This is a genomic window from Brevibacillus sp. (assembly GCF_003521185.1).
Taxonomy (GTDB): Bacteria; Bacillota; Bacilli; order Brevibacillales; family Brevibacillaceae; genus Brevibacillus; species Brevibacillus parabrevis.
In genome coordinates this window covers 72,267-83,805 of sequence record NZ_DOTK01000065.1, presented here as the reverse complement: position 1 = coordinate 83,805, position 11,539 = coordinate 72,267, and the positions used below count along the sequence as shown (strand labels likewise).

At 48.1% G+C, this 11,539-nt stretch carries 9 protein-coding genes, 1 other RNA gene and 1 pseudogene; 8 read left to right on the top strand and 3 right to left on the bottom strand.

Features of this window, described 5'->3' with window-relative positions:
* Positions 1-114 precede the first annotated feature (114 nt).
* Both DEP07_RS19785 and DEP07_RS19780 read left to right on the top strand, forming a co-directional pair.
* On the top strand, positions 115-546 hold the full coding sequence (locus DEP07_RS19785; RefSeq protein ID WP_173600238.1) for a hypothetical protein: 432 nt from the start codon (positions 115-117) through the stop codon (positions 544-546).
* A 76-nt stretch (positions 547-622) separates the two neighbouring features.
* Positions 623-1,833: pseudogene (locus tag DEP07_RS19780) on the top strand (IS256 family transposase).
* Positions 1,834-1,958: 125 nt separating this feature from the next.
* On the opposite strand, the gene DEP07_RS19775 reads toward DEP07_RS19780, so the two are convergent.
* Positions 1,959-2,411: a hypothetical protein gene (locus DEP07_RS19775; RefSeq protein ID WP_173600237.1), complete on the bottom strand. Its 453-nt coding sequence runs from the start codon at positions 2,409-2,411 to the stop codon at positions 1,959-1,961.
* A 499-nt stretch (positions 2,412-2,910) separates the two neighbouring features.
* Entirely contained in the window at positions 2,911-3,219 is a 309-nt protein-coding gene (locus DEP07_RS19770; protein ID WP_122966051.1) for a DUF4870 domain-containing protein, read from the bottom strand.
* A gap of 241 nt (positions 3,220-3,460) precedes the next feature.
* Between DEP07_RS19770 and DEP07_RS19765 the strand changes: the two genes are divergently transcribed.
* Positions 3,461-4,048 carry a class I SAM-dependent methyltransferase gene (locus DEP07_RS19765; protein WP_122966050.1) on the top strand — a complete coding sequence of 196 codons (588 nt, stop codon included), beginning with the start codon at positions 3,461-3,463 and terminating at the stop codon, positions 4,046-4,048.
* A gap of 25 nt (positions 4,049-4,073) precedes the next feature.
* On the top strand, positions 4,074-4,730 hold the full coding sequence (locus DEP07_RS19760) for a DedA family protein (RefSeq protein ID WP_122966049.1): 657 nt from the start codon (positions 4,074-4,076) through the stop codon (positions 4,728-4,730).
* Between the two features lie 54 nt (positions 4,731-4,784).
* Here the strand turns inward: DEP07_RS19760 and DEP07_RS19755 are convergent, their stop codons facing one another.
* Positions 4,785-5,675, bottom strand: coding sequence for an EamA family transporter (locus DEP07_RS19755; RefSeq protein WP_280649218.1), 891 nt, complete (start codon positions 5,673-5,675; stop codon positions 4,785-4,787).
* 226 nt (positions 5,676-5,901) lie between these two features.
* On the opposite strand from DEP07_RS19755, the gene DEP07_RS19750 reads away from it, so the two are divergent.
* The 4 genes from DEP07_RS19750 (at position 5,902) to dnaX (ending at position 11,524) form a co-directional block, all read left to right on the top strand.
* Positions 5,902-7,680, top strand: coding sequence for an HD domain-containing phosphohydrolase (locus tag DEP07_RS19750; RefSeq protein ID WP_173599722.1), 1,779 nt, complete (start codon positions 5,902-5,904; stop codon positions 7,678-7,680).
* A 45-nt stretch (positions 7,681-7,725) separates the two neighbouring features.
* An RNA gene (gene ffs, locus DEP07_RS19745) (signal recognition particle sRNA large type) lies at positions 7,726-7,990 on the top strand.
* A 249-nt stretch (positions 7,991-8,239) separates the two neighbouring features.
* Positions 8,240-9,670 carry a PAS domain-containing sensor histidine kinase gene (locus DEP07_RS19740; RefSeq protein WP_122966046.1) on the top strand — a complete coding sequence of 477 codons (1,431 nt, stop codon included), beginning with the start codon at positions 8,240-8,242 and terminating at the stop codon, positions 9,668-9,670.
* A 129-nt stretch (positions 9,671-9,799) separates the two neighbouring features.
* Entirely contained in the window at positions 9,800-11,524 is a 1,725-nt protein-coding gene (dnaX, locus tag DEP07_RS19735; RefSeq protein WP_122966045.1) for a DNA polymerase III subunit gamma/tau, read from the top strand.
* The last annotated feature ends 15 nt before the right edge of the window (positions 11,525-11,539 follow it).

Here is an 11,539-nt window from a genome sequence, read left to right as displayed (position 1 = left end):
TTTTTTTTTTTTTTTTTTGAGAAAAGGTTGTAAATATTTAAGTTCATTGCTCTTTTACTAATACAAGTTAATTACCGACGAGGAATTAGCTTAAAAAATGTAGGGGGAATAAAGATGGCAAAACTTAAGCAATATGCGGATACAATTCAGGTAAGCACTGCTCAATTGGAAGACATCCTGGAGGTATCGGAGAATATTTATGATCATGGACTTGTGGAGATGGATGGAAACATGTTGGCGAGTAGTATTTCCATTGCTGCCTCTATAGCAACGATGGTTTTCTCGTTTGCAAAGAAAAAGAACTTCGCAATCGGTTTGGTAGCTTTGGTATTGAGTTTTGATGTAAACTTGCGTGATCAACTTAAGAACCACGTTCGAAAAGCTAATCAAGAGCTTGGCCGAACTGTTCGATACTTGCTTAAACACCCAGAGTATATCCAAGTGGAACTTGAAGCTGTATTTATGGACTTTGATGAAGGCCGGATTATCACCGGGCCACCAGAAATCAAACGAGTAAAAACTAGACAAGGTTGGCAAACTCTCTGAGTCTGTAAAATATTCCGTGTAAACTCTTAAACCATATTACAATTAAGAGAAAGGTTGGTTTGAGAGGATGACACCAATGGCACGATTTAGTAAGGAACAAGTGAAGGCGTTTATAAAGGAAAACAACCTCAAGACGATGGACGACGTGCAGTCGGCATTGAAGGAACTGTTTGCGGAAACGCTGCAGTCGATGCTAGAGGCGGAGCTCGACACGGAACTCGGCTATGAAAAGCACGATGTGAAGAAGAAGACCACGACAAATAGCCGTAACGGGAAGACCAAAAAGACGGTGACGAGTGAATACGGTGAGATGGAAATCTCGGTGCCACGTGACCGAAATGGCGAGTTTGAGCCCGTAATCGTGAAGAAGCATCAGTCCACCGTTACCGGCATTGAGGACCAAATTATCGCCATGTACGCCAAAGGTGTCAGCACACGGGATATCCAGGACCACTTGAACCAACTGTATGGAATTGACGTTTCTCCCACCATGATCTCCAATGTGACAAATAAGATCGTGCCCCTCATTAAAGAGTGGCAGAACCGACCACTGCAAAGCATCTATGCGGTCGTATTTATGGACGCCATTCACTACAAAGTGAAGCAAGACGGTGCCATTGTAAACAAGGCGTTATTGGCATTGATTTGGACGGGAATAAAGATGTATTAGGCATGTGGATTGGGGAGAATGAATCCTCGAAGTTCTGGCTGAGTGTGCTGAACGACCTACGGAACCGTGGGGTTCAGGACATTCTCATCACCTGCGTGGATAACCTAACGGGCTTCTCCCAAGCGATCTCTGCCTGCTATCCGAACACCGAAATTCAAAAGTGCATCATTCATCAAATCCGCAACTCTACCCGTTACGTTTCTTACAAGGATCTCAAGAAGGTGACGGCGGATTTAAAACCGATCTACAAAGCGGCAACAGAAGAGGCTGCCTTGCTGGAAATGGATCGCTTTGAAGATACGTGGGGCAGTAAATATCCCCTGATTGTTCGCTCTTGGCGTACCAACTGGGATGAACTCGCTACTTTTTTCAAATACCCACCAGAGATTCGTAAACTGATCTACACGACAAATATGATTGAGAGTTACCATCGACAACTTCGGAAGGTGACCAAGGGCAAGAGCATTTTCCCCACCGATGAAGCCCTACTCAAAATGCTCTATTTAGCAACTATGAACGTCACCCGGAAGTGGACAGGACGTGTACAAAATTGGGGGCAAATGCTCCTCCAGCTCTCTGTTTTCTTCCCTGATCGAATCGGTCAATATTTGCGTTAGCATTTGGCTTTAAGAGGGTTTACACAAAATACTGGACAGACCCAACTCTCTAATAAAAAAGAATGTTCGGGATATTACCGAGCATTCTTTTTTATATGATCAGATTTTTAAGTAAGGTCGTCTTTTTATGGAGTTGAAGACTGAATTAAATTTTCAAATTCTAATGTAGGACGATTGACGATTTCAAATACAGGAGAATCTTCGTTGCTATAACCTAGAACATGCATGTAACTATTCCCTGATATGTAAATCATCTCTAATAGTTCTTCATCCTTTTCAAATTCGATGAAATATTTTGGCTCTTCATTTATGTTCCGTTGTTTGATATCATGACCATTCTTTCGATAACTCAATTCCATTTTATCAAAGATCTCCCAAATCCTTTTTATCTCATTGGGGTCAGTTATATGTACCGTTCCTCCTTCTGTATTTCTTAATTTTATGGAATTAACTTTACTTTTATCGATTAAAGCAAGTTCATCAAAAGACCAAACTTTAAATCCGGGGAAATAAATTTGTTGACTAATTACATATGCAATTAAGATAAGAAAAATTGGAATGACAATTCTTTTCTTCAACGCAAATACCTCCATATTGTTGACTTTGATATAACTTCATGTAAGACGATAGAACAAACGATTTTGTTACAGAAATTGTAAAAAAATTCAAGTGAAAGTCATTACTCCATTAGATGCATTTTAGGGGGCATGTAGTAGCCGTAACTGCAAACCATTTTGCCAACTGACGGAATCAACGATATGCGTAGTATTTCCCCCAGCAACAGTACAAAAATAAAAATTCTCGAACTGGTAAGAGAAATCGATCCCTCCAAAAAACATGAGGATTTCTGGCCGATGTAAAAAAGCCCCTCCCAAACGGGAAGGGCTAAATTGCTTATAGGGAAAAACTGCTCCTTTTTGTGTTGTTTGTTCCCAATTTGACCCCAGTTTCCTTTTCTGACTCATAACGAACGCTGATATTATAAGGATTTTTGTGTTCGTTGTTTACTATAAGGGGTGCACTTCAGATCGGGCGCGCTGGTCTTTTTTTGTGTGCGAAACGGCTGCCTCGCTGTCCTTATCTGACAATGGAGCCGATAATTGGGTAATGGAACGGGCGTCCTTGCAAGGAGTAGATGATCCCTTTGATCGGGTAGTAAAGCGCCATCAGGCCAAATACGATCAGGAACGGGATTCCGATCAGCACGAAAACGAAAAACCAGGAGATGCTGATGAGAATACTCATAAACAGATGGAACAGCAAGGCTTGGAGAGCCATATTTTTCGCCTCACGATCTTGCATCAGCAGCCAGACTACGATTGGCACTAAAAACGGTGCGAAGAATGCACTGGCGTGGGTAATTGCTTTTACACCTCTATAATCCATAGAATAGTCCTCCTCGTCGTGTATGACGAATGATGTTGTTGAAGCTATTGTAACGCACAAGCAGAGCTGTTCGTAACCATCAAAAGCGTGATCTCTTGCTCCGACTATAGACGGAGGTGTTTTGATTTCCAATCGTTTACTGTTATAGTATTAAGAAAATCTTTCGTTTTTGGAAAGATAATTCTAAATGTTTTTTGGATATGATGAATGATAAGCATACAACGAAGGGAGCGTTTGAAACATGATGATCGATTGTCATCATCCGGTTAGCATCAAGGATCGGTTGATGTTCTTCTACAACTTTTTACAGTCACCTGGGCAAGTAGGCAGCATCACACCTAGCTCCCGAGCGTTGGCAAAGCAAATGATGAATCCGATTGATTGGAGTCAGGCCAATACGATTGTGGAGCTGGGCGCGGGCACAGGCATTTTTACGACCTGGATTGAGCAGATGAAGCGACCGGAGGCCACACTGGTTTCCTTTGAAAAAGAGAGCAAGATGCGCCAAAGGCTGGAGACGCTTTTCCCTAACGCCCTTTTCCATGAGGATGCCGTCGATTTGACGCGTGTACTCGCCGATGCCGGCTTGGGCAAAGCGGACTGTATCGTGTCGGGGTTGCCTTTTGCCAACTTCCCGCAGGAGCTGCGCGATCAAATCATGGCAGAGGTTTACGCTGCGCTGAAGCCGGGCGGGGTATTTGTCGCCTTTCAATACTCTCTCCAAATGAAGAAGCAGCTGTCCACCGTCTTTGAAAACGTGACAGTAAAGCTGGTGCCTCTCAACCTTCCGCCGGCATTTGTGTATGTATGCCGCAAAGAGCGCGGGTAGCCTGCCCGTATAGGAGGATAACGTGATGATCGTGGATATGCTGACTGAATCAGTTGGTCAGTTTGGGTATTTTGCTCTTTTTTTCATGCTCTGGCTAGGAATTGTCGGTATGCCGATTCCTGACGAAGTGATTGTCCTGTCTGCGGGAGTATTGACCTCGCTCGGGATTTTGCATGTTTTTCCGGCTTTTGTCGCGACTTATCTGGGGGTTGTTTCCGGGCTGTCGCTAGGATATGTGCTGGGGAGATGGCTCGGTGCTCCGGCATTGAACTGGATTGGCAAGAAAAAAGGAATGAACAAGTACGTGGACCGGGCGCAGGCGCTGCTCGACCGTTATGGCAGCTACGCCTTGTGCATCAGCTACTTTTTGCCGGTCGTCCGACATGTGGTTCCGTATTTGGTCGGCATTGGCAAGATGACGTTTCGCCGCTACGCGCTGTTTTCCTACACGACCGGGCTTGTCTGGACACTGGTTCTGTTTTTTGCCGGGAATTTGATGGGCAACAATGTGGAGAATCTCAATGCATTTGTCGGGATGTTCAACCAGACGATGGTCGTCACCGCAGTGGGACTGGTCATACTGGCTGCCATCAGCTATTACGGGTATACGCTTTGGAAAAGGCAAAAGAGCGAGGCTTCAAGCGCGCGCTCGCTGACGGTCGAACGCGAAGGGAACGAATGAGAAAACCCATCCACTTGCAGAAAAAGGCTGCAAAGGATGGGTTTTTTGGCATGCTTAGCTGAGCGAAGACTTCAGGCGCTTGTGACGTTGGCGCAACCATTCCGGGAGGATCATGCCCAGCAGGATGACGACCACACCTGTCACTTGCAGCGCCGACACGGTTTCACCGAGAATGATGAACGACGAGAATACAGCCATCGGCAACTCGGCAGCTCCCAAAATCGCGGCCATTCCCGGCCCTGTATGCGGAACGCCGAAGTTGAAGAAAACAGTCGGAATGAAGATCCCGAAGAAAGCGAGCAGGAAGACGTAAGGGAACAATCCGTCCAAGAGTGCGCCGTTCCAGAGGAACACGGGCGTGTAAACCAGTCCAGCCAGCAAAAAGGAGCCGGTAGACATGCTCGCGCTGCGCACCCAAGGATTGAGGCCGATCGCCGCCTTGCCGCTAAACAGCAAAAACATGGTGTAAGAGACGGCAGACAGCAGGCCAAGCACGACACCCGCGATATGAAACTGGGCGATTCCGTCTGTTTCAAAAATTCCGCCGGCAAGCAATGTGCCGAACAGGAGCAGCACGAGCGAGAGCAGCGTAGGTTTGTCGGGCATCTGTTTCGTCATGATCGCCTCGGCCAAGACCCCCATCCAGGTGAACTGGAACAACAAGACGATGGCGATGGACGCCGGAATGAACCGGAGGGCATTGTAGTACAAAATCCCCGTCGAACCGATAGCCAGACCGACGCTGACTAAAAGCAGCAGTTGTTTTTTCCCCGGTTTTGTCCGCAAGAAAAAGAGAGCAGGTATCCAGGTGAGCACAAGCCCGAAGAACATTTGTCCGCCGATGACCTCTGCTGGCGAGTACCCCTGCCCGTAGGCAAGCTTGACAATCGTCGACAAAATCCCGTAGCTGCACGCTCCTAAAAATACGAGAAGGATATATTTCATTCATGTATCTCCTTACATATAAGTAAATGACCCTTAGCTAGGATAATATGTGCAGGACGACTTTGTCCATTTGTCCAGTGTAAAGAAAAGCGGCAAAAACCCCAAAATAAGGTTTACCATTGGTCCTAGCGCGGTAATAGGGAAAAGGACACGAAATAAGCATACCCAACAGCAGAAGGTATAGCTTTGACGAGCGCGATCAACCAGAGGAAAAGGGGGGAGGCTTGTGTTGTTGAAGTTGAAAGACCGATTGTTTGCGACCTTTTTATTGCTGAGTCTGTTCCCCATCCTGCTCATCTGCTTCCTGTTTTATCAGGAGGCGCAAAAGGCCGTTCTAGAGCAGTATGAGACGAGCATTGGGGGGCATCTTGATTCCGTTGACAGGCGGCTGAATACTTTGTTTCAAACGATCCAACACGATACGAATCAGTTGGCAAACGACCCGGTCTTGCGAATGACAATGCCCAAGTCTCTGGAGAATCGGTTGGACCCTCTCGCCAAAAGCGAGTGGACAGCTCATCAAAGCAAGATACGCGATGCTTTTGATCATTTTACTTACTTCCGCGACCTGATCGGCAACGTTCATTTTTTGCGCGATGATTCGCAAGTGATATCGTTGCGGAAAGAAGCAGGTTGGGACGAAAAGGAACGGCCGATATCGCTGCAAAAAGAGCCGTGGGGAAAAGGCGAGGGCCAAATCTGGCTGCTTAACCGTTCCGATGAAAAAGGCAATCCGAAAGCGTTATATTTTTCGCAGCGAGTTGAGGATGAAACCAAGCAATCGTCAGGACTTTTGCTGGTGGAGCTAAAGCTGGACGCACTGGCTAACTGGTTGAACAAAAGCTCGCTCCCCAAGTACAACAATCTGATGGTGGTCATGCCTTCCGGAAAAATCCTGATTCACCCGGATGCGGATCGGATCGGGATGAACGTATCCGCTACTCCTGACCAGGAGATTCTGAACAAGCACTTACTCGGTTTCGAGGAGGAAACGGTGTTTGCCGCCACAATCAACAGCGAGAGTGTCTATGCGTACCATCAGACTTCTGCGGCGAGCGGGATCACCTATCTGGAATGGTTGCCGGGCCAGGATATCGCCAATCGGCTGGACCGGATGAAGTTTATTTTATGGTGCACGATTTGTCTCGTCGTCATCTTCTCCGGCTATGTGGCTCACCGCATTTCCCGGTGGATTGCCAAGCCGATCTACACGTTGGTTGATGCCACTGACGCTTTGGTAAAAGGGGATTTTTCCATACGCGTACCGATTGAGGGCATGCAGGAAATCACGTTCCTGGAGAAAAAGTTCAACATGATGGCAGAACAAATGCAGTCTTTGATCGAAAGGGAGCGGGAATATTCCCAAAAGGGACTGGATCAGATTGTGCGCAGCTTTTATCTGGCGGTCGAAATGAAGGACCCGTACACAGCCGGCCACACGGAGCGAGTGACCCATTACGCCCTAATCATGTATGATCACATGACGGAAAAAGAACAACTGGAATTTACCCGTGATGACTTGCGCTATGCGGGCCTGATGCACGACATTGGCAAAGTGGCGATTCCTGACCATGTGTTGCTGAAAAATGGAAAGCTGACTTTCGATGAATACGAGTTTATGAAAAGGCACCCTTCGATTGGGGCCGACATCGTGGAGCAGATTGAAAGTCTGTCCCATGTCAGTCCGGGCGTGCGGCATCATCATGAGCGGTGGGACGGGAAGGGCTATCCGCACCAGCTCCAGGGTGAAGAGATCCCGTTGATCGGACGGATACTGGCCGTTGCAGATACGTTTGATGCCATGACCTCTACGCGCTCTTACCGAAATGCCATGTCCGGCAAAGAGGCGTACGAGGAAATCATACGCTGCAAAGGTACGCAGTTTGACCCGGCAATCGTTGCTATTTTTCAAGAAGCGTATTTGAGTGGAGCGATTCAAGTGACACAATCAAAGGACAGTTGTGTCATTCTTGTCAAAGAAAAGACAGCTACCAGTATTGGATAGGTTTGCAGCTTGCTATCAGCCATTATCTTTGGTATTCTTATCGTACCGTGCTAGACGGGGAGGTTGCGGTGCCCTGTAACCTGCAATCCGCAATAGCAGGGTTGAATTCCTATCCTAGGTTTTCTTATGTGAGGCTGCCTTATGGCGGCGGTGTTGAGGAGCGGGTCCTGTGCAACGCGAACCCATGAACCTGGTCAGGTCCGGAAGGAAGCAGCCATAAGTGGATCATCGCGTGTGCCGCAGGGTAGCCTGCTCTGAGCTGCTACCATAAGTAACGCTTGGATGAGAATTATCGAAGATAGGTGCACGGTATCTATTTGAACGATCAATAGCATGTTTCCTTCGGGAAGCATGCTATTTTTAGTTTGTCCGCGATTTCTAATTTGCCGATCGATATATTTTTTGTTGTAATTTGACGATAACTAGCGAAACATTTCTCTGCTCATAAGTGCCTAAAAGGGCAGGTTTTGAGCACTTTTTCACGAAGTTTCATAATAGTTGAGAAATGCCATGGGTTTCTTTGCTCATGAAGTACGTCATAGGCCAGGAGGGACAAGCTGTGAGTGCACCTTTTTCGTTACATCTCGTTGGCTCGTCCGGACGATTGCAGCGGTTCATGCATCAACTGCCTACTGCCGTTTTATTGGTGAATCAATCGGGTAGTATCGTGGAAGTAAACGAACAACTGCTTCGTGTAACCGGATATTCACGCGATCAACTGATCAAGCAACCCATCTCCACTATTCTCCCTTATCAAGGCTCGATGGAACAACTGTACGAAGAGCTTTTGCAAAGAGAAGAAGAGTCGGGAGCAAATGTCGAAGTAGAGTGGCGTGATCAACAGGGGAAAAGCAGGAAGACGCCTGTGATGATACTGGTACAGCAAGCAGAGAATCCCTTGTATTTGGTTCATTTTTACCAATTGGCTAAAGAAACCGACCAGGTCTTGTCTCAGCGCCTTTTGACCAAGCTGACCTACGATACCAGTTTGGGTCTGTTTATTCTGGATGAACATTCGCGCATTATCGAGGCCAGCCAGACTGCCTGCAAGCTTTTGGGAATGGAGCGGCTCAATGTCATCAACAAACACGTCGATCACGTATTCAGCGGGATTCCCGAGCCGCATCGGCTGATCAAAAAAGAGCTGTTGGAAGGCGTGAAGCTGCAAAATGTCGCGACTTCCTGGACGAATGACAATCAGCGCTTCGAGTTGATCGTCGATGCCAATACGCTGCAGGACGAGTCGGGAAAAACAGTCGGCGCGTTCATTTTGTTCAAGGATATTACCAATCTGCGCTCGTTTGAGCAAAAAATCGAACGGAATGAGCGATTGGCGATGATCGGTCAAATTGCGGCGGGCACTGCTCACGAAATCCGCAATCCGTTGACCTCGATCAAAGGATTTTTGCAGATGTTTCTCAAATCATTCACCGACAGCGGGATGGATCGGGAAAAGACGTATACCGAAATCATGCTGACGGAAATCAATCGCATCAATTCCTTGGTCAGCGAGTTTTTGCTCCTGAGCAAGCCGCGCGATATACAGTACGCGATGGTTGACCTCAATACGGTTTTTGAAGAAATCATGCCAATCGTGGAGTCACAGGCGATTTTGTACGGGATTGACGTACGCTTCCCTTCGCGCGGAAAGCTGCCGATGGTTGTAGGCGATACGGAGCTACTCAAGCAAGTGTTTATCAACATTTGCAAAAATGGCATTGAGGCGATGGGAGAGCAGGGAACGCTGCAAATTTCCCATCATCTTGACCAGGATGGAGACAAGATGAGCATCGATATCCACGACACAGGCCCCGGTGTTCCACTCTACATCATCGACAAAATTTTCGATCCGTTTTTTACGACGAAGGAAGAAGGGACAGGGCTTGGCTTGTCCGTCTGTCAAAAGATCATTCACGACATCGGCGGTCAAATTCGCGTATCGTCGAAAGGGTACGGAACGACCTTTCATATCATGCTGCCGTACCTGTAGCTGTCCCGGTTTGGATGAAGCGTCCCGCGCACTTGTGAACGGGGCGTTTTCTTTGTACGAACGGTGTCAATCGTGTATAATGAATAGGATATGGAAGAGGACTGTGCAGATGGGGAGTGTCACACGAACATGGCTTATACCGCGCTATACCGCGTATACCGGCCGCAGACGTTTCAGGATGTAGTCGGACAAGAACATGTGACGATAACCTTGCGTAATGCGTTACGCGAAAATAGGCTTTCTCATGCTTATTTGTTCAACGGTCCCCGAGGTACGGGAAAGACAAGTGCAGCCAAGATTATGGCCAAGGCAGTGAACTGCGAGCAGCCAATCGACGGCGAACCATGCAATCAATGCGATACATGCAAAGCGATATCCAATGGTTCTGTAACTGATGTACTGGAGATCGACGCCGCTTCCAACCGCGGGGTTGAGGAAATCCGGGACATTCGAGATAAGGTGAAGTTTGCTCCGAGCGATGTCAGGTACAAGGTGTACATCATTGACGAGGTGCATATGCTGACGACAGAGGCATTCAATGCCCTGTTGAAAACGCTTGAGGAGCCGCCTTCCCACGTCATCTTTATTTTGGCGACGACAGAGCCGCACAAGCTGCCCGCGACGATTATATCGCGTTGCCAACGCTTCGATTTTCACCGGATTCCGTTAAAAGTGATGGTCGATCTGCTTCAGCGGATTTGCCAGTCGCAGGGAGTCCAGGTCGAGGAGCAGGCGCTTCAACTGGTTGCCAAAATGGCGGAGGGCGGGGCGCGCGATGCGCTGAGCTTGCTGGATCAGGCAATCAGCTACAGCAAGGATGAGGTTCGTGCCAGCGATATTATGCAGATCACGGGTACGGTCGCCCAATCGTATTTTTCCGTCCTGGCAAGACATATCGCCGAAAACGATGTGGCACAAGTGATGGAGCAATTTGATCGGGTAATGGTTCAGGGAAAAGACCCTGAGCAGTTCCTGCACGATTTTCTCTACTACTACCGCGACATGCTGCTGTTGAAGACAGCCCCTCAACTGGAGGAAATCGTGGAACGCACCATGATTGACGACCAGTTCCAGGAGGTTGCCAAGCTTTACTCCTTGCCGGCTTTGTATGCCGCGATCGAGACGTGCAACCAGTCGCTTTCCCAGTTGAAATGGTCGACGTATGCGAGGGTGCTGGTGGAGCTGACACTGGTGAAAATGTGCCAGTCAAGCGCTGCAAGCTCTCCAAACACCCAGACTACAGCAGGCGGTGGTGGAGCAGCGGCAGCAAGCAGTGAGGAATGGACAGCTATGGCTGCCCGTCTGAACGCTCTGGAGGAGAGGCTGAGCCAGGTACTGCAAGGGCAAATCAGCCTGCCAGGCCAGCAAAAGACCGAAGAGCCGCGCAAAAGCGAGCCGAGACGCGTGGTTGCGGCAGCCGCAGGCGGTGGTTCACGGACGTCGATGAATCGCGTCAGGGAAGTAGCCAAGGCGCTTGATGAAAACTTGACCAGACAGGTTCGGGGACAGTGGAGCCAGATTTTAAATGAATTGAAAAAGGTCAAAATACAGTATCAGGCGTGGCTGGTGAACGGTCAGCCTGTAGCCGCCGGAAACGATGCTGTTATCGTCACTTTTACAAGCGCCATCCATTGTGATAAAACGATGGAGCCGGAGTTGAAAGGTGTAGTGGAGCGGGTCATGTCTACTGTGCTGGGAAGACCTTTGCAACTGTTGTCTGTCATGGAAGAAGAGTGGCAAAGCGTCGATCAGCAGACCGCACAAAAGGACGATCCGGGCGGGGAGCAGGAAGACCCGTTTCTGGCAGAGGCGATCAAGCTTGTAGGTGAAGGACTTATAGAAGTAAAAGACTAGCAGTCAAAACCAAAA